Genomic DNA, 21,997 nt, shown 5'->3' with positions numbered 1-21,997 from the left:
CACTCCTGCGAAAAGAAATTTGAAACTACGAAATACGCATTTTCATATTCCCCCTTAATAAAATCCCCCAATAAAGGGCATTATAATGTCGTAGGTTTAATACAGTTTGATAATTAGCTAATGCAAGATTAGAAAATAAAAAAGAAACACGCAAATATTTGCGTGTTTTTTAATTAAAAGCGCATAGATATACTATTATTTAACCAAAAAATAGCTAAAACCATGCATTACACCGCAAAGAATCTATCTTTACACCAACATTACGTGTTTAGACACGTAAACTTCATCCCCAACACACAAAAACATGCAACAATCCGTACAATTTCAGTTTAACAAATCTTCGTAAAGCACCTTGATGCAGTCTCTCCTAAAATCATCCACGCCTTTATTCGTATTTAGCCCATTGGTAATGACAACAAAACCGTATTTGTCCTCCGGATGGAAAAACATAGCACTATAAAGACCGTATGCCGATCCCGTATGCCCTACGAGCTCCACGCCAGGAAGCAGTTCCTTGTCATGCCATAGAGCTAATCCATAACCGCTTTTTTCGGTTAAGGCAGTCTGCATTCTACGCGAGCTAGTTTCCGAAATAATATGCCCCTTTTTGAACTGGCCGTAATACATATGCATATCCATGTACTTGGCTAGGTCCACCGCAGATATCTTCATGCCGCCAGTAGGCGATAAGACGGGGGCACTGTATCCAATCCTGTACTCAGAAAGTTCCTTTCGTCGAGGGGCATAAGCGTCGGTAGAAAGCTTAAATCGCTGTTCATCCTCCACGTATTCATACAGCTTCACGAAGCGCGAACTATCGAGGCCATCCACCCAATAGCCACCATAGAGCCCCAGCGGATCCAATATATGCTCTTTAATATAGCGGTCAAATCGCTGTCCAGAGACTTTTTCCAAAATGGTTCCCGCGAGGTTAAAGTTAAGGTTGCAGTACATATATCCGTTTCCAGGCTCATATTCATTGAAGCTGTTTCTCCACGTCGGAGTTTTTGTGGTATCGAGTACATCTAGTGTAAAATAGCCATTTTTATCGTTCAAGCTAGAACGGTGGGAAAGGATCATTTCCAAGGTAATTACCTTATCTGGAAATTTTGGATTCCTGATGCGAAAACCAATCAGGTCACTCACGTCGTCGTTCAAAGACAAGCTACCTTGCTCCACCAGCTGCATCAATGAAGTAGCCGTAAAAGATTTGGAAATAGAAGCGATCCGAAAGATATCTTTATTTTTGAGCGACTTGCCCTTTTCCACATCCTTTAATCCAAAGGACGATTTGTAAACTATTTTGTGCTCTTTCAATACCGCAACCGAAAGGCCTATGGCCTCGTATTTTTCCATAATCGCTTTTAACTCGTTATCCACGCGCTTTTTTTGGGCAAAAGCGGGCGGCACAAGGCATAATACAACAAAAAGCAAGTTTATTATTTTCATTTGCATGAAGATTATTTTTGAAAAATTGAAAACAAATATACAACCAGACACGACCCTTCACGAACAAAAAGACCAAAAGAATGAAAAAATAAAATAAATAACTCTTCAAAAAACATTTTGGTTCCATTCTTTCTTTAGAAAGAAAATCAAAAAAATTAAATCATGGGAATCATCAAGACCCTCAAAAAAGACGTCAGCAACTGGTGGCTTTTTCTCGTTATTGGCATCCTATTGCTCCTTGCCAGTTTTTACACCTTATCCAACCCTGTAGCCAGCTACCTGGGTTTGGCGGTCTTCTTCGGAAGTTTTATATTTATCAATGGCATCCTGCGCGTTTCCTTCGCCATCGGCAACAGCAACAATATTCCTAGCTGGGGATGGACGCTGGTGGCAGGTATACTCGACATTATCTTAGGATTAATTTTGCTGAGCTATCCCGTTATTTCTATGCAAGTTCTTCCATTTATTGTCGGATTCTATGTGCTGATGGCGGGCATTTCCCTGATCAGCCACGGCCTCGAAGAGAAAGACTTCGGCCTTTCGGGATGGGGATGGCTTGTTTTTGGCGGCGTTTTGACCATTCTGCTTGGGCTTGCGATGATCTTCAACCCTGTTATTGGCGTTGCCACCATCATTTTCTGGACTTCGGCCGCCTTTATGGTTTCCGGAATCTTTCACCTGGTCTTAGCTTTCAATTTGAGGCGATTGAAAAAGAAGTTCGGGGAATAAGTCCTGTTAATAGAAATAAACGCTAACTTTATGGGCGTTTATTTCTATATATCAACATTCATGATACGACACCTACTCATCGCGCTGTTTCTCCTATCCTATTCATTTCAGGGAACAGCACAGGAAAAGCCAGCTCTAGACTGGAAATCCGTCTCCAAATGGCAATCTATACGCCCTTATACGCAGACACTATCGCCAGATGGCAAATGGCTTGCCTGGAGCGCCGGTCCTACCGAAGGTGACCTCTGGCTCACGCTCCGGTACACGGAAGACACAACAAAATACCAGTTTCCTATAGGAGCAAAGTCTACAGAAGCTCATTTTTCTGCCGACGGCCAATTTATGGCCTTTCTTGTCTCACCCAAGGAAGCGGAGGCCAAGGCTGCCAAGAAAAGCAACAAAACGCTATCCAACAAACTAACGCTCGTAAAACTAAGCGACACGAGCAAAAGAAACTTCGATAAGGTGAAAAGCTTGTCCTTTTCCGGCGACTCTCCGGCGTGGCTCTTAATCCAGTTTGACGCTGCGGAAGGATCCCCCAAAGGCAAAGACGCTCCCAAGGGCAGCGACGCCATACTCTATGAACTGGCCACGCAAAAGAGCTTTCCATTGGGGAGCGTGTCCGAGTTTGCCTTCAATAAGGCCGGCGACCAATTGGCCTATTGCATCGATGCCGCGGGACGGAACGGCAATGGCATATACCTGAGAAATCTCGCCAGCGGAACAACGACGGCCCTCGACAACGACACGGCGGCCTACAAATCCATCAACTGGAATGAGGAAGGAACGGCCTTTGCTCTCTTAAAGGCCAGCAAAAGCCCGCTCTATAAAGAAGAACTCCATACAGTCCTTGGTGTTAGCTTACTCCCAAAAGGGCAGACCAAGCTCGTACAATACCAAGGCATTGCCGACAGCTCCATCACCAAGGGCATGGCCATCAGCAGCCATATGAAGCCCTTTTGGTCGGATGATCTACGGCAGCTCTTTTTTGGCATCAACAAGATAGAGGCCGTTGAAAAATCGAAAGCAAAAAAAGACACCACTAATCAAGATAGCAGCAAACAACAAGAGCTGGCCGCGAAGGCGAAACCTACCAGCAAAAAGGACGATATCGAAAAGCCAGACATGATTATCTGGAACTGGCAGGACAAGAGGCTACAATCTGCCCAGAAGACACAGGAAATGCGCGACAAGAACTTCAGCTACCTGAGCAGCTATTCCGTAGATGATAAACGATTCACGCAATGGGCAGACAGCAATGTACGCAATGTAACCATTGCCCCCAAGCAGCTGTTTGCCATCGGTTATGACGATGCTGCCTATGAGCTGATGTCCAATCTGGATGGACAGCGCTTTGCCGACGTCTATATCTATAACCTGCAAACGGGAAACAGGAAGCTGCAATTTGAGCATTTCCCCATGATAGGCAGGATTATACCCTCTCCAGACGGCAAAAAAACCACATTTTACCGCGACAGCAATTACTATGCACTGGACCTAGGGTCTGGCGAAATCATTCCTTTGACGAAAAGTATCCCCAGTCTATTTGTGAATATACTGGATGACCATAACCTCCCCCACTACCCCACTACCAATTTTGGCTGGAGCAGTGATTCCAAATACGTATTTATAGCCGATAACAACGACCTCTACCTCATCCCTGCCGATGGAAAGAAATATGAGAAGCTTACTGCCAATTTCGGAGGCACCAAGCAAACCGTACAACAAAGGTATAGCCTTTATGAGAACGAAAAGGGCATAGACCTGAGCAAAGACCAATATTTCAACGTGTTCAACTCGCGCGATAAAAGGGACGGCATCGCACTTTTGCCTGCGGGCAAACGGTCTTTACAACTGCTATTTGAGGACGATAACCTATACGGCAATCTCGAAAAGGCTAAGAACGCCCAGACCTTCATTTTCAGTAAGCAGAATGCCGTACAGGCCCCGGACTTTTTTGCCAGTAAGGAAAAAACCTTGGCCGCTGCCAACCAGCTAAGCCATAATACTCCTGACCAAGATAAATACGCATGGTCTGCCGGCGTGAAGCTGATAGATTACGTAAGTGCCAATGGAGATTCGCTGCAAGCGGCTATATATCTACCTGCCGATTATCAGGAAGGCAAAAGCTATCCCACCATCACCTATATCTACGAGCGGCTCACCGATGGACTCAACGGTTATGCCATGCCCGACTTTTCCAGAACCGGTTTCAACCGCAGCCTGTACACCAGCAATGGCTACGCAGTATTGATGCCCGACATTGCTTATAAGCTGAACGACCCCGGCATGTCTGCCGTAGCCTGTGTGGTACCTGCCGTAGAAGCAGCCGTAGCCACGGGCATAGTAGATAAGGACAATGTGGCCATACACGGCCATTCATGGGGAGGTTACCAAACTTCTTTTCTGATCACGCAGACCAACATCTTCAAGGCCGCCGCCGCAGGTGCGCCATTGACCAACATGATCAGCATGTACAGCCTCATTTACTGGAATTCCGGCGGCACCAACCAAGCCATATTCGAGGCTAGCCAAGGTCGTCTCACCCCTGGCTACTGGGATAACTGGGAGGCCTTCACCAGAAACTCGCCCATTTACTATATCAAGAACGTGCAAACACCTTTATTGCTTCTCCATAATGACAAGGACGGGGCAGTAGACTTCACACAAGGTATAGAATATTATAACGGACTGCGTCGCCTGAAAAAACCCGTGGTGATGATCACCTATAATGGGGAAAACCATGGTTTGGCACAATTGCCAAACAGAAAGGACTACAGCGTGCGCATGATGGAATATTTCGACCATTTTCTTAAAGGCAAGCCTGCGCCAGACTGGTGGACGAAAGGTATTGACCGACTGGATATGGAAAAACACCTGGAAGAAAGGGCTTTTTAACAAAAACCGAGGGACGGATCACACAATCCGTCCCTCGGTTTTATGCTTTTAATTTACTGGCTTCTTTTATTATCCCGTTTTTAATTTTCAAAAAAAAGCTTAGGCGATGGAAAGAAGTACCAATTGTTGGACGCCAACAGTCGATTGCAATGTCACTTCTTCTTGTCTATATACTATAACTTGGCGAAAGGAAATATAAGTACTTCGTTTTTGCCCAAAAGTCCCGTTTTTATCTTTTCTTTTTTTACCTTTGCGGTTCAATATCTGTGTTAAAACCACATTAGAAGCAGATTTTGAAAGTGAAAAGGTATCATTATGGCAAGCATTTTAGACAAAATCAATCAATATACCGAAGAATTAAAGCATTGGAATCCTGAAAACGCCGAAAAAGTGGAGGAATTCCGGCTGAAGTTTCTCGTATCCAAGGGTGTACTAAAAAACCTATTTGACGAATTTAAGTCTGTAAGCAGTGAGGAAAAACGCGCGCTCGGGAAAGTACTGAACGAGTTCAAGCAAAGAGTGGAGCAGGCATATAACGAAAAGAAAGAAGCTCTTGGCACTACAGATCAAGACAAGAAAAACACGTCTAAAATTCAGGATCTCAGCTTGCCGGGCAGCGGTGTTGAGATAGGATCTAGGCATCCCCTTTCTTTGGTACGCAAGGAAATCGTTGAAATCTTCAAGAAACTTGGATTTACGGTGGCCGAAGGGCCAGAGATAGAAGATGATTGGCACAATTTCACGGCCCTCAACTTCCCGGCCGAGCATCCCGCCCGTGATATGCAAGATACCTTTTTCATTAAGAAACAAGAAGGCAATGACATTGCCTTGCGTACGCATACCTCTTCGGTACAGGTGCGCATGATGGAATCGGGCAAACCGCCTTTCCGTGCTATCATGCCTGGCAGGGTGTACCGCAATGAGGCCATATCGGCTCGAGCTCACTGTTTTTTCCATCAGGTAGAAGGGCTGTACATCGATGAAGGAGTCTCTTTTGCGGACCTCAAACAAACTCTTTACCATTTTGTTCAGGAGTTGTACGGAGAAGGAACCAAGGTGCGTTTTCGTCCTTCCTATTTCCCCTTTACGGAACCTTCGGCAGAGATGGACATCTCATGCACCATATGCAAGGGAGCGGGATGTAATATGTGCAAGGGAAGTGGATGGGTAGAAATATTGGGCTGCGGCATGGTAGACCCCAATGTGCTTGAAAACAGCGGCATAGACAGCAAGAAATATACAGGATTTGCCTTTGGCATGGGGATAGAGCGGATTACGAACTTAAAGTATGAGATTAAGGACTTGAGATTGTTCTCGGAGAACGACGTCCGTTTCCTCAACCAGTTTCACACGGAGCTCTTATAAATTAAAGACACATGCCCTTTGCCAAATACGTAATCGCTATCGCTGCCAGCCTGCTACTATTGGCTTCCAGTTCGTGCAGAAAGGGCGGATGTCAGGTATTCCAAACCGTGCCTTTCCAATATATCGCTAGCTACACCCAGTATGGAAGTTTGAGTGTGCCTGGAGGCTACGCAGAGACCGAACAAGGAGGCGTAAGTGGGCTTATCATCGTTCATACGGCCAATGGCATCAGAGCTTATGACAGAAGAAGCACCGTCAATCCAGAGCAAGGATGTAGAGTAAACGTGGAGGAAGGCGGCCAAACCGCCATTGATCCCTGCTCGCAAGCAAGGTATGTCTTGACCAACGGAGCCCCTGCGAGTGTAGCGGAGTGCCCCTTAAGGGAATATAGTGTATCTTACCAACAAAATGGTGTGCTAATAAGTAATTAATTGATGGAAGCAGAGAAAATAAAAGAAAGTATAAAGCGGGCTTCGAGAGAACTGTTCAGGCGCTATGGCTACAATAAAACCAGTGTCAACGAAATAGCCAAAAAAGCCAAGATAGCCAAGGCCACCATATACAAGTATTTCGAGAGCAAGGAAACCATACTACATGCTATCTTGATGGAATATGTACAACAAGGCGTGGACGAGCTCATTCATAACTCCAAAAAGGAAACCGACCAAGGAAGCTACCTGAGCGAACTGATACTGCGGGTAAGCAGGCTTACCTATACCATTTGCAATGAATTTATCGGTTGGGACTTTATCCGCGAGTCGGCCAATGCGCAAGAGTACCTCAAGATATTATCTGACGACTTGGAAAACCTACTCATCAATGCTTTCAATGAAAGCACGGTAATAGACCCCAATCTTCCACGTGAGAACCTTTCATTTCTGATCAAATCTAGCAAAAGCATTGTGTTCTCCTTTGCCTTTACGGCGGTCAGCGTGGCAGACGTGCGGAAATATTTCGTATCATTCCAAAAGGAAATACTACCTTATTTGGTGAAAGCTACGGTGAGTTAGTACTAAGATGTGAGATATGAGACGTGAGATATGAGATTAAAAGACTCCGAGCGCTCGGGGCGGCTTAACAAGCTAGAAAGCCAATCTTGATACTTGATACCCAAAAAACCGAAGATAATGAAAGTACACGTATTTCCAAACAATCCCTTTCAGGAGAACACCTATGTACTTACGGATGATAGCAATACTTGCGCTATCGTGGATCCGGGCATGAGCAATCCTGCCGAAGAGCGGGCCGTAAGCTCATTTATCGAGAAGGAGGGCTTGACCCCCACGCTATTGCTCAACACACATTGCCATGTAGACCATGTGTTGGGCAATAAATATGTTTATGAGCAATATGGCTTGTTGCCACAGTTTCACGAGGGAGAGGCACCCGTGCTTTCTGATGTACAGGTGCGTGCCCCCATGTTTGGCTTGCGTTATGAGCAATCGCCCATACCGGAACATTTCTTGCCCGAAGAGGGGGAAGTACGTTTTGGCAATACGGCCCTAAAGCTCATCTTCGCTCCTGGTCACTCTCCAGCGCACCTTTGTTTTTACCAGCCCGATAGCGCTATACTCATAGGAGGAGACGTGCTCTTCAGGGGGAGCATTGGTCGTACGGATTTGCCCGGGGGCAACCATCAACAATTGCTGGAAAACATTTCGAAAAAGCTCTATGTGCTGCCCGAAGACACGGTAGTATATCCTGGACACGGCCCCGAAACGACCATAGGCTTTGAGAAACAGCACAACCCCTTTGTCAGAGGATAGTCGATGAAATTGTTCTGCATCCATCCTGCTGTCACTCTTTGCAGGGCCTAGAGTCGCAGAGAAGGGTACTTTTTACTTTTAAATTTTTACTTTTGGCTTTTAATGAACACCGCTGCCTATATCGCTAAAAGATACCTGTTCTCCAAGAAATCGGTCAACGCCATCAATGTTATTTCCGGCATTAGCATGGTGGGTATTCTGGTATCCAGTGCAGCGCTCATCCTCATCCTTTCGGCTTTTAACGGATTGGAGGATCTAATCCTTCGCATGTACAGTTCATTCACACCGGAACTGCGCATCGAACCGGCCAAAGGCAAAGTCTTTAAGGTAGACACGACAGCTATAGAACAGATCAGAAGATCACCCATCATCAATACCTATACGGAAGTGTTACAGGAAAAAGTGCTCTTGCGCTACGATGACTATCAATATATTGGCCTGCTGAAGGGCATAGACCCCGAGGCGGGGGAGGCAATGGCCAATGATAGTCTTATATGGGATGGACGCTTCTCCTTGCATGAAGACAGCACAGACTTTGCGGTACTAGGTGCCGCCGTTTATGCCAACTTGGGGATCAGCTTAAAGAATAGGCTAACCGAAATAGAAGTTTTTTCTCCCAGAAAAGGGGTACGAAACGCCATCAATCCGGCAGACGAGTTCATTGTACGGTCAATCGCTCCTATCGGAGCTTTACGCCAAAGCCAGGAATTCGATGATCTCATCCTAGTCCCGCTCAGTTTTGCCCGCGAAATGCTGGGAGAATATGACGATGTCTCTGCCATAGAAATCAATCTGAAGCCAGGCATATCGGTCTCCAGCGAACAGAAAAAGATAAGCAAGTTGATGGGACCTTCCTTTATCGTAAAAAATAGAATGCAGCAACATCCTGCGCTCTACAAGCTGCTCAATACCGAGAAATGGGGCGTATTCTTCATACTGTCCTTTGTCCTGGTCATCGCGGCATTCAACATCGTCGGTTCGCTTACCATGCTGGTGATAGACAAGCAAAAGGACATGGCCGTATTGAACAGCTTAGGAGCCTCTCGACCCTTGATCCGACGCATCTTCTTTCTAGAGGGCATGATGATCTCCTTAATTGGCTGCCTTGTCGGCCTGATACTGGGATTGCTTATCGGCTATCTACAACAATGTTATGGTTTTGTAAAAATGGGGGACGAGAACATGGTGACCGATGCCTATCCTATTGTGTTCAGGTGGCCCGATTTTATCCTCGTATTTCTTACGGTTGTGGTAGTATCGGGCATTGCGTCGGCTATTTCCTCCCGCATCAGCGTAAAGAACGTAGAACAATTAAGATCGGCAGAATAGTTGATTGTTGATCTGTTAATTGGTGCCTATACTGTTCCAGGCGAATGTCTAATCAACTAACGACGAGTAAACAAATGCCCCATCAACCAATGACTAATCAACTGCAAAGACATTGCATATAAAAGCAAATTTAGCTAAGTTTGCCGCAACGCTCTAAAAGAGATTGCCATACATAAAGAATGAAAAGAGACGACATCATATTCGATCTTATCGAAGAAGAACTGGAACGCCAGGAAGAAGGCATTGAATTGATTGCTTCAGAGAATTTTGTGAGCAAGCAGGTAATGGAAGCCGCAGGCTCCGTATTGACCAACAAATACGCAGAGGGCTTGCCCGGTAAGCGCTACTATGGCGGCTGCGAGGTTGTCGATCAAATAGAGCAGATCGCCATAGATCGTGCCAAGCAACTTTTCAATGCAGAATGGGCAAATGTGCAGCCACACTCCGGCGCACAGGCCAATGCCGCGGTATTGCTAGCCATACTGAAGCCCGGAGATAAAATCTTAGGTTTCGACCTTTCGCATGGCGGTCACCTTACCCACGGTTCTCCTGTCAACTTTTCTGGCAAATTGTATGAACCGCATTTCTACGGTGTAGATAAAGAAACAGGTCTAATAGACTATAAAGCTTTGGAAGAAACGGCCCTACGTGAGAAACCCAAGGTCATTATCGTAGGGGCATCTGCCTACTCCCGCGATTGGGACTATGCATTTGTCCGTCAGGTTGCAGACAAGATAGGCGCCTTGGTCATGGCCGATATTTCACATCCTGCCGGCCTAATAGCCAGAGGCTTGTTGAGCGATCCGCTACCTCACTGCCACATCGTTACTACCACTACGCATAAAACATTGCGCGGCCCACGTGGGGGACTGATCCTGCTTGGAAAAGACTTTGAAAATCCCTTCGGGCTTAAGACCCCCAAAGGAGAAATACGCATGATGTCTTCTTTATTGGATATGGCTGTATTTCCCGGCACGCAAGGTGGACCACTGGAACATATCATTGCTGCCAAGGCGATCGCTTTTGGGGAAGCTTTGAGCGACGAATATATGGATTACATCGTTCAAGTAAAGAAAAACGCGGCTGCTATGGCCGATGCTTTTGTGGCTAAAGACTACAAAATCATTTCAGGGGGCACGGACAACCATTCCATGCTGATAGACTTGCGCAACAAGGGTATTAGCGGTAAGGCTGCGGAGGCTGCATTGGGCGAAGCAGGTATTACCATCAATAAAAACATGGTGCCGTTTGACGACAAGTCTCCATTTGTAACCTCTGGTATTCGCTTAGGTACTGCTGCCATCACTACGCGGGGGCTGAAAGAGGCAGAGATGCAAACCATTGTAGAGTTCATAGACCGCGCGCTGATCAATCACGACAATCTGGATGAACTGGACGTCATTCACGATGAAGTAATTGAAATGATGGGGCATTTTCCACTCTATAAATAATTACTCAGAAAGTACATATTTCAGTCAAAGGTCGCCACATTATTATGGCGACCTTTGGTTTTTAGCACTATCTTTGATCTATAATAAAACCTATGTGGTACAAGAGGGGTGCTTTTCTGCTATTGCTTGGCTTCGTCATGGGCTTGCGTGCGCTCGCCCAACAAGGGTCGGCTTCTTTTATAGACTTCATCAACAGTCCTCAACCTTGGGTAGACTCCGTATTCTCCAAGATGAGCGCCTCGGAAAAAGTGGCTCAACTTTTTATGGTTCGGCTGCATACCAATCTGGGACAAAGGCATATCGACTCCGTCCTTCAAGTAGTACGCACCCAGCAATTGGGCGGTGTAGTGCTTTTTCAGGGAGGTCCTGTGCGACATGCCACCACGGTCAATCGGCTACAGTCTGCGGCGAAGATCCCTGTGCTCGTTGCCCTAGACGGGGAATGGGGCTTGGGTATGCGTTTGGACTCTACTGTGTCCTACCCCTATCAAATGACGCTGGGAGCCCTAAGAGATGATAGGCTCATCTATAATATGGGAAGGGAAATCGCACAGGATTTTAGAGCGTTGGGCATCACCATGAACTTTGCCCCCGATGTGGACATCAACAACAACCCACTCAATCCGGTCATCAATTTTCGATCTTTTGGGGAGAACAAAAAGAACGTGACCGCCAAAGGCGGCGCATACATGCGGGGATTGATGGAAGGAAAAGTAATCGCCACTTTAAAACACTTCCCCGGTCATGGAGACACCGATGTAGACTCGCACCATGACCTGCCCCTGCTCAATCTTTCCAGGGGGCGGTTGGATTCACTGGAAATCTACCCATTTGCCCAGCTCATCAAACAAGGTGCACCAGCGGTGATGGTGGCTCACATGAATATCCCTGCACTTGACAAAACAAAAAACCTGCCATCTACGCTATCCAGGCCCATAGTCACCGACCTATTGCAAAAGCAATTGGGTTTTAAGGGGCTGATCGTCACAGATGCGATGGACATGAACGGCGTTGTAAAGTATTTCAAAAACGGGGATGCCGACGTGAGGGCCGTATTGGCAGGGAACGATTTGCTGGAACTTTCACAAAACAGCCAGCGCGCCATAGACCTGATCCTAAAAGCCATTCGGGACAAACGTATTTCCCAAGCGGAAATTGACAGACATGTCAAGAAGATCCTTGCGGCCAAGTTATGGCTGGGACTTAATCGCTGGACCCCCATTAATACGAGCTCGGTATCGGCTGCTGTCAACAGGGCAGGAAGCAGGGGCTTGGTACAACGCCTGGCCAATGCTTCTATTACCGTCCTGAAAGGGGACAGTATGCTGAAGGCCATGGACTATAGCAAGCATACGGCCATCATCAGCATTGGGGCAAACGAGATTACGGAAGTTCAAAATGCCCTTTCGACACGATTTGACAATGCCCTGAAATTCGTCATCCCTGCTGACGCAGATCCCAACGATATAGCAAAGGTTTCGGTAGAGCTTAATCGCTTTCAGCAAGTGATCGTATGCCTGCACGATAACCGAAGAAGTCCGGGCAGTAAGCTCAACTACAGTGGCACCGTGCGCCTGTACATCAACGAACTGACTCGGCTCAACAGCCTGTTCTGTGTCTTTGCCAATCCATACACACTGGCAGGATTGCCAGGAATAGAAGAAGCCAAAACCATTTTGATGGCCTATCAGAACAGTATAGAATCACAACGTGCAGCGGCAGGCGCCATCACCCGAGTATTCAAACCCAATGGAAGGCTTCCTGTTACCATCAACGCCTTTTTTCGCTATGGGCAAGGTATAGAAGTCAAATAATGCGTTTTCTTGCGGCATTCCTGCCAAATTATGCATATTTGGTTATCGTAATCCAATTTCCTTTGCTATATTTGAATTTTATAGCACCCAAATTGCATGTCAAAGAAATCACTTTTCGTCATATCCTTTCTGTTTATAGCACTGCTTCACAAAGGCAATGCCCAGACCAAGCCCGATGTGGTCGATTTTATCAATCGAGAGCACCAATGGGTCGATTCTGTTTTTAAAAGATTGTCCAAAAAAGAGCGCATTGCGCAATTGTTCCTCGTGCGTACACACACCAATTTGGGACAAGAATACATCGACTCGGTCGCCAAGGTGCTCCGCAAGGAAAAACTGGGGGGCATAGTGGTTTTTCAGGGAGGACCTGTCCGCACGGCCCAAATGATAAACCGTTATCAAGAAGCCGCCAAAGTACCCCTCCTGGTCGCGATAGACGGTGAGTGGGGCCTAGGGATGCGTTTTCCCGATTCCACCATTTCCTACCCCTATCAGATGGCTTTGGGTGCCATACAGGACGACCACCTGCTCTATACCATGGGCCAGCAAGTGGCCAAAGATTTTCTGCGTCTGGGCATCAATTTCAATTTCGCGCCTGTGGTGGATGTGAACAACAATCCAAACAATCCGGTCATCAACTTTCGGTCATTTGGAGAAGATGCACCCAATGTAGCCCGAAAAGGCGAAGCTTATATGCTAGGCATGGTCAATGGCGGCTTGCTAACCACCTTAAAACATTTCCCGGGACATGGCGATACGGATGTAGATTCACATCACGACCTTCCCGTACTCCCATTTTCCAAGCAGCGATTGGATAGCTTGGAGATGTATCCTTTCAAACAGATGATCTATGCTGGCACACCAGGCATTATGGTAGCCCATATGAATATCCCTAGCCTTGATAGTACGGAGCACCTGCCTTCTTCCCTTTCAAAAAGCATTATCAGCGACCTGCTGAAAATGGACCTAGGATTCAGGGGCTTGGCGGTCACGGATGCCATGAACATGAAGGGTGTAGTAAAATTCTTTCCAGACGGGGAGGCAGATGTGTTGGCATTTATAGCCGGCAATGATCTGCTGGAGCTATCGGAGAACAGCAAGAGGGCCATCAAGATGGTCGAAAAAGCCATTAAGAAGAAGCGGCTGGATAGGGATGACCTGGACAGAAGAGTCAAAAAGGTATTGGCAGCCAAGTATTGGCTTGGATTACAACAACCGACACCCGTAGATACCCTTGGCCTATACCAAGCGCTTAATAGCGACAGTGCCAAGGCGCTGGTACAACAACTAGCCGATGCCAGTATGACCATGCTAAGAGGCGATGCAGATAGCTTAAACACTTCCTTGCGTACGGCCATTATCAGCATCGGAGTAGATACTACGCCCGTATTTCAACAAGAACTAAAAGCGACCTATCCGCAAGCCGATATGATATATGTTCGTCCGGAAGCGGATATCGAAGAGATAAACGAAGGCTTAAGACTCGTGGCGGCGGGGAATTACGAGCAGCTCATCGTCTCCATACACGATCAACGTTTGCGCCCCCAGAGCAAGCTGAACTATAGCGAAGCGTTAAACAGGCTTATCAGTGAATTGGATCAACAAAACAGCTTTTTCACCCTCTTTGGCAATCCCTACGCTCTCTCTTCCATACCTAGCCTGACCGATGCCAAAGGCCTATTAGTGACATATCAAAATGATGCACACATGCAAAAGGCGGCAGCAAAGGTTATCGCAGGGCAGCTAAAAGCTACTGGTAAATTGCCCGTTAGCGTGGCGGGGTATTGAAACTTTAATAACCCTAGTTCTTTTAACTAATACCCCGGATTCTGATCTGCCGATGGATCCAGTGCCTCGTTGTAGTTCATCTCCGCCAAAGGGATAGGCCATAGAAAATGCTTGTCTGCAATGCTTACCCCTTTGTTTGCCTGTAGGATTTCGGCGGCCTTGCCGCTCCGTTTCAGGTCAAACCAGCGCTTGCCCTCAAACTGGAATTCGTAGGCCCTTTCCTGCAAGATGGCATCTACGAAAGACTCGGGCGACAAGTCGCCAGCCTGATAGTCAATGGGCGACGGAGCAACAATTGCCAAACCGTAGGCTCGTCTCTTCACTTTGTTCACCGTTTCTACGGCCTCGGCAGTGACGCCATTGCTGCGGGCATCTGCCTCGGCGAACAACAGCAATACCTCGGCATAGCGATATAAGGGAAAGTCATTGATAGCACCGTACTCATTGGTGGCATTCGGATCGATGAATTTTTTCTGCAACAAAGTCCTAGGCTGGGCAGGATCAAAGGCCAAGGGATACCATAGACCTTTCCGCAGGTCTTCATCATCCCATTCTTCAAAAAAAACATTGGCAGAGTCCGTATACTGCGCATAGGCGCCCATGGCACCAAAAAAGCCCGTAGAGGGGTGATTGATGATGAATGGATAATAATTTCCTTGTCCTTCCCTGCTATATTTAAAATGGAATACCTCTTCTGAGGTGACGCCCACGCCCACACCGAAAATCCGCTGCCAGTCGTCTACAGACTGTACGGGCACCAGATTAAACAATCCCGAATTGATGACGTCCTGTGCTTTTTCCCTTGCTTCTTGGTACTCCCCCCTGGTAAGCAAGTATTCGCTCAGCAGGGTTTTGGCCATCCATACGGTAGGTCTACCGGGCTGAGCACCGTTGCTTTCTGGCAAGTGTGTCTCTGCCAGGCGCAAATCCGCATCTATAAGGGCATATACTTCGTCTGCAGTACTTCTTGGCACATCCCTTTCCTCTATATTGGTCTCTATACGCAAAGGCACGCCTCCCCAATTGCGCACTAGGTGAAAGTAGCACCAAGCGCGCATATACCGCGCCTCGGCCACATAGCGGTTGATATCTTCTTCGCTGATGTCCGTCCCATCCGGCACATTCTTGATCACCAGATTGGCGTTTCTTATCGCCAAGTAGAAAGTTTCCCAAAAATCGGCTACACGGTTGGTATTTACCGCATCCAATCCCGCAAAATCATTGAACTGTGCCCAGCTCCCCCTACCATAGGCATAGTCTGTATGACATTCCAGCGTGGCGTTGTAGGTGGCTATGCCCTGCCCGCCTAACCTCAATGGCGGAAATATGGCATTTACCGCCGCTTCTGCCTCTTGTGCCGTATTGTAAAAATTCTCCTCCAGAATATTCCTTGGTTCCTGGTCTAGCTCTTTCTGACAAGCAACAAAGAGTGCACAGCCGATGCCGAGCATCCAGAAAAAACGTAAAGTATGGCGAGTAGTTCTCATATTGGTATATTTTTGATTCGCAAGCCACTATGCCTACGCTAAATTCACATCCATTGTGTTAATTTCCGTGTCCGAGATCTCGTGTCTCAAATCTGATATCTCATGTCTATTTTCCGCTAAAAGCCTGCCCTTATCCCAAATGTATAGGTCTTGGCCACCGGATAGGCCAAATAGTCCGATCCGGTAAAAGACACCTCGGGATCCCACCAGGAGTAATTGGTGATAGTAAGTAGGTTTTGGCCGCTGGCGTACACCTGGAAGCGCTTGAACCAACCCAACTTCAATTTCTCCATAGGGAGATTATAGGCCAACTGGACATTTCTCAATCTCAGAAAAGACCCGTCTTCTATCCACCTATCGGAGATATTGGCATTGACGGTGCTACTTATTTTCGGATATTTGGCATTGGGGTTTTCTGGCGTCCAATGGTCATACAATACATCCCGCACCATGTTCAATCCCGAAACATAGTCCAACGTACTGCCTATGGCACTGGCATTGAACACATCATTTCCATAATTGCCTTGAAGGAAGAACGTGAAGTCGAAATTTTTGAAGGACATGGACGAGTTCAGCCCAAAAGTGAAATCCGGGTTGGGGTCACCAATGAAGGTACGGTCCAAATTATTGATAGTACCATCATTGTTCAAATCCCTGTAGACTATCTGTCCATTCTCATCGTAGCCGTCTTCCACATAGCCATAGAACATTCCTCTTGGCGCCCCTTCTCTTAATATGGTTCGTGTATCATTTACCAAGTTGATGTTCAATAGGTTGTCAAATATATCCTGACCGCCGTATAGCTTTACCACCTTGTTCCTGTTGAAGGCTATATTGGCCGTGACGTCCCATTTAAAGGCACCATTGAAAATACCCGCATTCAGCCCAAGCTCTATCCCCCTGTTGCGAATCTGTCCCACGTTCTGGAAAGTAGATACATAACCCATAGAGGATGGCAATGGAACGGAGTTAAGGAGGTCTCGGGTATTTTTGACGTAGTAGTCCGCCGTAAAAACAAAACGGTCATCCAAAAAGCCTATGTCCAAGCCCACGTCAAATTGTTCCGTAGTCTCCCACTTGAGGTTCTCGGGCAATACGGTGCCTGGCGCCAAGGCCAAATAGACGTCCTCTCCGAAAACGGTGTTGCCCGAATACAAGGGATTGAACGTAGCATAGAAATTTTCTATCTGCGTGCCCGTAAGTCCCCAGCTCGTGCGCAGCTTCAGGTCGGAAAGCCATTCCTTGTCGTTGAGGAACCCCTCGTTGGACATACGCCAGGCGAATGCACCCGAAGGGAAATACCCCCATTGGTAACCTTGGCGATAACGCGATGAACCATCGGCCCTAAAACTGGCCGTGAACAGGTACTTGTCATCCAGGGTATAATTTACTCTCGAAAGGTAGGAGAGCAGCACGGATTTGTTGTATCCAGATGCAGGAATCATGGGTACTAGAGCTTGCCCTAGGTCGTACCATTCGCTCACGTTGCTGATAAACCCCTCCCCAGCGGCATTCACGAAGGTATTGGAAAAATCCTGGTAAGTGAAGCCCGCCAAGATGGAAAAGTCGTGCTTTTCGTTCCATATCTTGGCATAATTAATCGTGGCCTCGGCCAGTAAGCTCTGTTCATTATTGGAGGTGATACTGGCCCTGCCCGTTGAGTTTTGAAAATTGTTGGTACGATACAGGTTTTGTCGATCGTCCCGATTTTCAATACCGCCCAATAGCTTGATGCGGATTTCCTCTATGGGCCGGTAGGTCAAAGAGGCATTGGCCAACACCAGATTGGCATCCGTGCGGTTGGTTTCCTCCCTGATCCAGTTAAGCGGGTTCATCAAATCGCCCGAGACAAAAGGGTGTCCAACACCAAGCTGGCGATAAGAACCATCCTCATTGAATGGGCTCAACGTGGGAGGCGCACCTATAATGGCCGATATGAGGGAGTTACCCCTTGCTCCCCCACTGTTATCTTTTCTTCCCGTGACCAACCTGCTCAGAGTAGCGTTGGCATCTACCAAAAATTTGTCGCTGATGCTGTGCTGCAAATTACCTCGAACGGAATAGCGCTGGTAGTCACTGCCCTCGATGATACCGTCCTGGTCCAACACACTTCCGCCAATGCCGAATTGCGTCTTTTCATTTCCTCCTCCTATATTGAGATTGATGTTTCTAATCGGTGCCGAGCGGAAGATAAAATCCTGCCAATTCGTATTAGACAGTGCGTTGATCTGCTCTTGTGTGAAATAGGGATTTTCCGCCCCATCGTTTGCCGCCCTGAGATTATAGAACGTGGCATATTCCTGCGCATTCATCAAATCAAGGCCCTTTCGCAATTGTTGTACGCCGTAATTTGCCTCGAAATCGACATTGGTTTGGTCAGACCCGCCCCTCTTGGTAGTGATGATGACCACGCCATTTGCCCCCCGCGCCCCATATATGGCGGTAGCGGAAGCATCTTTCAATACCTCCATGCTTTCGATGTCGGCATTGTTCAGGATGGTAGGGTTACTGCCCGATATCGGGAACCCGTCTACCACATACAAGGGTTCATTGCTGCCCAGAATAGAATTGGATCCTCTGATACGGACAGAGGTAGCTGGCCCAGGCGCTCCCGAAGTTTGCGCAACCTGCACCCCTGCTGCTCTGCCGGAAAGGGACTGCAAGGGATTGCTCGTAGGGAAAGCATTGATTTCTTCCGTCTTCACCTGAGCCACCGATCCCGTCAAATCCTTTTTCCTGACAGTCCCATAGCCGATAACGACTACTTCTTCCAATTGCTCTTGCTCTGGATTGAGTGCCACATCAACCACTTTTCTTGCACCCACCTTTACTTCCCTAGTGGCATAACCTGTGATGGAGAACACCAGTATGGCGGCAGTATCGGCTATCAGTGTGTATCGCCCGTTGGGGTTGGTAGAGGTACCGATATTCTCTCTCCCTTTTATTTGGACCGAAGCTCCTGGTAACGCATGTTTTTTTTCATCGCGGACAATGCCGGTGATGGTGTCTGTTTCCTGTTGGTGTTTATTTAACTCCCAATTTTTATTAGACCTGCTTAATGAATGAGCACCCAGTTCATTCGCGGCAATGAGCAAGCAAAAAGCACAAATTGCCGTGCTGGAAAAACGCCGTAGTCTTAGGGTAACCAATATTTTCTTCATAGGTAATGGTATATAATGGTTAACAAACTATATGTTGACGACAACAATTATCTTTCCATTTTGTGGTGATTCACTGTACGTTACACTGTAACAATCCTGTTTCAAGCAAATAAACAGTTGCCTCGCCTGATCTTTATAATCATAGCCCAATCAGAAAAAATCACGACAGAAACAGCTCTTTTGGCCTGATTCCGCTACACAATGAGCATAAACCCGAACAATTTGTGGAGCTTTTTCCATATATTTACGGTGAACACAAATAATCGAAAACTAACAGAGTATATGCAAGCACTTCAACCTTTAATCGGCGTTCATAAGCTCGAAAAATGGTATGGCCCCAAACAAATCCTTAAAGGAATCAATCTGGATATCTATCCCGGTCAAGTGATTGGCTACATAGGCCCAAATGGCGCTGGGAAGTCGACCACGGTTAAAATACTTACGGGTCTGATAGATGATTTTGAGGGAAAAGTGCTCGTAAATGGAATAGATATAAAGAACGATCCCATTGCCGCAAAGGCGCAGATAGGTTATGTGCCCGAAAATGCCGAGCTATATGATGTACTGACTCCTATGGAATACCTCGATTTCATTGGTAAGCTCTATGGCATGGAGGAAGATGCCATCGCAGAAAGAGCCGTAAAGTTGCTGAAAGCCTTTGATCTGGAACCCAATGCCCACAAGCGTATGGATTCTTTCTCCAAAGGAATGAGACAAAAAGTATTGCTCATATCGGGCATCATCCACAACCCGAAAATTATCATATTGGACGAACCACTTTCTGGCCTTGACGCCAATGCCGTCATCATTGTAAAGGAACTGATAGCCCTATTGGCAAAGGAAGGAAAGGCCATTTTCTATTGCTCGCACATGATGGACGTAGTAGAAAAGGTTTCCGATCGCATTATGCTTATCAATCAAGGAAGCATTGTAGCCGATGGCAGTTTTGAACAACTCAAGGCTGAGCATGGTGAAAGTCTAGAACGCATCTTTGCCAAGCTAACCGGTAATGGGGACAGCGGTTCGGATGCTGCCAATATAATTTCTGCCATAAACTAACAAAGGGACAATCAAGTGAATGTATTATTCTTAAAATTCATTTTGCTCTTCAAGTCGCTGTGGACTAGCCTTGGAGTGGATCCCAAATTACTGGAGACCATCCTTCAAACCAAATTGAAAATGGACGATCGCACGCCCATGACTTCGTTTGGAAGGCAAAAAGAACAAAAACCTACCACCTTCGCCACGGTCTTTCAATTCGTGATGCTCATCTTGTTGGGCAGCGTTTTTTTACTATTTTTCTTTTATGTCGATGATAGATTTACAGCCTTGTCCCTCTATTTTTTGTCATTCATGAGCGTACTGGCCCTCACCTTAGTGGCCGACTTTTCTACCATATTGCTGGATACACGCGACCAGTATATCATACTGCCCCGCCCCGTGAATGACCGCACGGTAGCCATGGCCCGCATACTGCACATGGGCATCAAGCTAATGAGCCAGTTGATAGGCCTTGCCATTCCTGGAATAATCTGCGTATTGTTCTTATGGGGCTGGGTTCCCATGTTGCTGTTTATTATGCAGGTTTTCATCGCGGGGCTCATGAGCCTGCTAATCATAAATATTTTTTACCTGGCCTTTCTCCGTTTTCTTTCCATACAAAGATTTAAGGACATGGTCAGCTATCTACAGATATTTTTGTCCATATTTATTTTTGCCGCCTATTACGTAGGCCCTCGTCTATTGGAAAGCCAATTTGTTCAGGAAATACGCATTCCCAACATGCCTGCCCTTTGGCTAGTGCCCGCCGTATGGGTTGCAGCCCTGCAGGAATTGCTAGGTGGGAACATCAGCATGCTGACCATATTGCTGAGCGCACTTGCCATAGCCACGCCATTACTAGCCTTCGGCTTGGCCACTAACATATTCTCGTCCGGTTTCAACGCCAAGCTAGCTGGTCTGAGCATCGGCGACACCCCAAAAAACAACAAGGCGGAAGCAGATGGACAGAAGCAGCCATTCTACAAATTACTGGCACGCTGGCTCACCAACAGCCCATTGGAAAATGCCGGTTTTGATCTATTGTGGGGCATGACCTCACGCACGAGGGAGTTTAAACAACAGTTATATCCCTCGCTCGCTTATATTCCCATGTACTTCTTTTTCCTGTTTTTTAACGGAAAGGGAGAAGAAGGAAAAAGCGTAAAAGAACGTATCGCCGATTTGGACCACAGTGGGCTTTATATCGTCATGTTCTATTTCTCCATCCTCTCGCTCATTAGCGTATTGCAACTAGTGACCAAGAGCGATCGCTATAAGGCCGCCTGGATCTATTATGTGGCCCCTATGCGGCATCCCGGCCACCTCATGTCCGGCGTATTGAAAGCTTGCCTCGTGAAGTTTTATTTGCCTTTCAGTTTATTTTTCTTGGCGATAAGCCTTCCTCTATTTGGCCCAAAAATCATCAACGACATCCTTCTGTCCATGGCCTTTGGTGGCATAGAGGCCGTGTTATTAACCTTGTTTCTCGTAAAAAGTTATCCTTTTTCCCGCCCCATGACCAAGGGAGAAAGCAAATTCATCACCAACTTGGTCGTTATGGGCTTTATAGGCGTCCTAGGCCTGATACATTATGCAATAGTGCAGTACGAGCTGTTAGTATGGGGGGCCACTTTTTTATGCTGGCTCATTTTTTTGCTTATGCTCCATTATTTCAAAAAAGACAAATGGACAAGTCTAGCCTATGACGATTGACGAATC

The 21,997-nt window shown here is 46.8% G+C and carries 15 protein-coding genes; 12 read left to right on the top strand and 3 right to left on the bottom strand.

The features are described from left to right. Nucleotides 1–324 precede the first annotated feature (324 nt). Complete coding sequence (locus A37S_RS0106935; RefSeq protein WP_028296360.1) at nt 325–1,449, bottom strand: serine hydrolase domain-containing protein; 1,125 nt, start codon at nt 1,447–1,449, stop codon at nt 325–327. Between the two features lie 162 nt (nt 1,450–1,611). Here A37S_RS0106935 and A37S_RS23845 point away from each other — a divergent pair, with 162 nt between their 5' ends. From A37S_RS23845 to A37S_RS0106880, 10 genes are all read left to right on the top strand, one after another. After that, nucleotides 1,612–2,178, top strand: coding sequence for an HdeD family acid-resistance protein (locus A37S_RS23845; RefSeq protein ID WP_051292791.1), 567 nt, complete (start codon nt 1,612–1,614; stop codon nt 2,176–2,178). 60 nt (nt 2,179–2,238) lie between these two features. After that, on the top strand, nt 2,239–5,076 hold the full coding sequence (locus tag A37S_RS0106920) for a S9 family peptidase (RefSeq protein WP_028296359.1): 2,838 nt from the start codon (nt 2,239–2,241) through the stop codon (nt 5,074–5,076). Nucleotides 5,077–5,391: 315 nt separating this feature from the next. Then, nucleotides 5,392–6,441, top strand: a complete 1,050-nt coding sequence (gene pheS / locus A37S_RS0106915) for a phenylalanine--tRNA ligase subunit alpha (protein WP_084163786.1) — start codon at nt 5,392–5,394, stop codon at nt 6,439–6,441. Between the two features lie 11 nt (nt 6,442–6,452). Then, nucleotides 6,453–6,872, top strand: a complete 420-nt coding sequence (locus tag A37S_RS23840) for a hypothetical protein (protein WP_051292790.1) — start codon at nt 6,453–6,455, stop codon at nt 6,870–6,872. A 3-nt stretch (nt 6,873–6,875) separates the two neighbouring features. Continuing rightward, nucleotides 6,876–7,451 (top strand): TetR/AcrR family transcriptional regulator, encoded by a 576-nt coding sequence (locus A37S_RS0106905; protein ID WP_028296357.1) that lies wholly within the window; start codon nt 6,876–6,878, stop codon nt 7,449–7,451. Between the two features lie 117 nt (nt 7,452–7,568). Next, nucleotides 7,569–8,207 carry an MBL fold metallo-hydrolase gene (locus tag A37S_RS0106900; RefSeq protein WP_036601624.1) on the top strand — a complete coding sequence of 213 codons (639 nt, stop codon included), beginning with the start codon at nt 7,569–7,571 and terminating at the stop codon, nt 8,205–8,207. 102 nt (nt 8,208–8,309) lie between these two features. Beyond that, on the top strand, nt 8,310–9,536 hold the full coding sequence (locus A37S_RS0106895; protein ID WP_028296355.1) for an FtsX-like permease family protein: 1,227 nt from the start codon (nt 8,310–8,312) through the stop codon (nt 9,534–9,536). 179 nt (nt 9,537–9,715) lie between these two features. Beyond that, on the top strand, nt 9,716–10,987 hold the full coding sequence (gene glyA / locus A37S_RS0106890) for a serine hydroxymethyltransferase (protein ID WP_028296354.1): 1,272 nt from the start codon (nt 9,716–9,718) through the stop codon (nt 10,985–10,987). A 92-nt stretch (nt 10,988–11,079) separates the two neighbouring features. Continuing rightward, nucleotides 11,080–12,801 carry a glycoside hydrolase family 3 protein gene (locus A37S_RS0106885; RefSeq protein WP_028296353.1) on the top strand — a complete coding sequence of 574 codons (1,722 nt, stop codon included), beginning with the start codon at nt 11,080–11,082 and terminating at the stop codon, nt 12,799–12,801. Nucleotides 12,802–12,897: 96 nt separating this feature from the next. Continuing rightward, on the top strand, nt 12,898–14,589 hold the full coding sequence (locus tag A37S_RS0106880) for a glycoside hydrolase family 3 protein (RefSeq protein ID WP_028296352.1): 1,692 nt from the start codon (nt 12,898–12,900) through the stop codon (nt 14,587–14,589). A 26-nt stretch (nt 14,590–14,615) separates the two neighbouring features. On the opposite strand, the gene A37S_RS0106875 is transcribed toward A37S_RS0106880, so the two are convergent. Next, nucleotides 14,616–16,076: a RagB/SusD family nutrient uptake outer membrane protein gene (locus A37S_RS0106875; protein WP_028296351.1), complete on the bottom strand. Its 1,461-nt coding sequence runs from the start codon at nt 16,074–16,076 to the stop codon at nt 14,616–14,618. 116 nt (nt 16,077–16,192) lie between these two features. Next, a complete protein-coding gene (locus A37S_RS0106870; protein ID WP_084163785.1) occupies nt 16,193–19,237 on the bottom strand; it encodes a SusC/RagA family TonB-linked outer membrane protein in 3,045 nt (1,014 codons plus the stop codon). Between the two features lie 282 nt (nt 19,238–19,519). Between A37S_RS0106870 and A37S_RS0106865 the strand changes: the two genes are divergently transcribed. Continuing rightward, nucleotides 19,520–20,296 (top strand): ABC transporter ATP-binding protein, encoded by a 777-nt coding sequence (locus A37S_RS0106865; protein WP_028296349.1) that lies wholly within the window; start codon nt 19,520–19,522, stop codon nt 20,294–20,296. A 15-nt stretch (nt 20,297–20,311) separates the two neighbouring features. Then, complete coding sequence (locus A37S_RS0106860) at nt 20,312–21,991, top strand: hypothetical protein (protein ID WP_028296348.1); 1,680 nt, start codon at nt 20,312–20,314, stop codon at nt 21,989–21,991. The last annotated feature ends 6 nt before the right edge of the window (nt 21,992–21,997 follow it).

This window comes from Olivibacter sitiensis DSM 17696 (assembly GCF_000427965.1).
GTDB lineage: Bacteria > Bacteroidota > Bacteroidia > Sphingobacteriales > Sphingobacteriaceae > Olivibacter > Olivibacter sitiensis.
The sequence above is the reverse complement of the archived record's forward strand: the minus strand, read 5'-3'. Positions and strand labels throughout refer to the sequence as shown.

Bases quoted from the DNA above. Each gene is read 5' to 3' on its own strand.
- A37S_RS0106935 (WP_028296360.1), bottom strand. From the start codon at position 1,449: ATGAAAATAATAAACTTGCTTTTTGTTGTATTATGCCTTGTGCCGCCC.
- A37S_RS23845 (WP_051292791.1), top strand. From the start codon at position 1,612: ATGGGAATCATCAAGACCCTCAAAAAAGACGTCAGCAACTGGTGGCTT.
- A37S_RS0106920 (WP_028296359.1), top strand. From the start codon at position 2,239: ATGATACGACACCTACTCATCGCGCTGTTTCTCCTATCCTATTCATTT.
- pheS (WP_084163786.1), top strand. From the start codon at position 5,392: ATGGCAAGCATTTTAGACAAAATCAATCAATATACCGAAGAATTAAAG.
- A37S_RS23840 (WP_051292790.1), top strand. From the start codon at position 6,453: ATGCCCTTTGCCAAATACGTAATCGCTATCGCTGCCAGCCTGCTACTA.
- A37S_RS0106905 (WP_028296357.1), top strand. From the start codon at position 6,876: ATGGAAGCAGAGAAAATAAAAGAAAGTATAAAGCGGGCTTCGAGAGAA.
- A37S_RS0106900 (WP_036601624.1), top strand. From the start codon at position 7,569: ATGAAAGTACACGTATTTCCAAACAATCCCTTTCAGGAGAACACCTAT.
- A37S_RS0106895 (WP_028296355.1), top strand. From the start codon at position 8,310: ATGAACACCGCTGCCTATATCGCTAAAAGATACCTGTTCTCCAAGAAA.
- glyA (WP_028296354.1), top strand. From the start codon at position 9,716: ATGAAAAGAGACGACATCATATTCGATCTTATCGAAGAAGAACTGGAA.
- A37S_RS0106885 (WP_028296353.1), top strand. From the start codon at position 11,080: ATGTGGTACAAGAGGGGTGCTTTTCTGCTATTGCTTGGCTTCGTCATG.
- A37S_RS0106880 (WP_028296352.1), top strand. From the start codon at position 12,898: ATGTCAAAGAAATCACTTTTCGTCATATCCTTTCTGTTTATAGCACTG.
- A37S_RS0106875 (WP_028296351.1), bottom strand. From the start codon at position 16,076: ATGAGAACTACTCGCCATACTTTACGTTTTTTCTGGATGCTCGGCATC.
- A37S_RS0106870 (WP_084163785.1), bottom strand. From the start codon at position 19,237: ATGAAGAAAATATTGGTTACCCTAAGACTACGGCGTTTTTCCAGCACG.
- A37S_RS0106865 (WP_028296349.1), top strand. From the start codon at position 19,520: ATGCAAGCACTTCAACCTTTAATCGGCGTTCATAAGCTCGAAAAATGG.